We start from the raw sequence: 543 nt of genomic DNA on the forward strand, positions 1-543 counted from the left end.
CATTGCGCGCGGCACGCGCATGACGTCCAGAATGTCGTCATCCCAGTCGAGTGTCTCCAGGTTCATCAGCATGGTGCGCGAAGCGTTCGACACGTCGGTAATGTGGACGCCGCCATTGACACCGCCGGTCATATTCCAGATCAGCCAGGTATCGATGTTGCCGAAGAGCACCTCGCCCTGCTCGGCTTTTTCGCGCACTCCCGGCACATTGTCGAGGATCCAGGTGATCTTTGGACCGGAGAAGTAGGTCGCAAGCGGCAGACCAACTTTGGGGCGGAAACGATCCTGCCCGCCGTCCTGCGCCAGTTGATTACAGATCTGGTCAGTGCGCATGTCCTGCCAGACAATCGCGTTGTACACCGGCTTACCGGTCGCCTTCTCCCACACCACCGTCGTTTCGCGCTGGTTGGTCACGCCGACGGCTGCAATCTCGCTGCGTTCCACTCCCGACTTGCGCAACGCCCCGTCGATCACCTCCTGCGTGCGCGTCCAGATCTCCAGCGGATCATGCTCGACCCAACCCGGTTGAGGATAGATCTGGGT

General features: G+C 60.6%; 1 protein-coding gene. It reads right to left on the reverse strand.

Annotated elements, in window-relative coordinates:
- Positions 1-543: FGGY family carbohydrate kinase (locus NW818_RS13865; protein WP_414424886.1), on the reverse strand; the 543-nt coding region annotated here is incomplete at both ends.

Origin of the sequence: Synechococcus sp. R6-5, assembly GCF_047461775.1 — a bacterium.
Classification (GTDB): Bacteria; Cyanobacteriota; Cyanobacteriia; order Thermostichales; family Thermostichaceae; genus Thermostichus.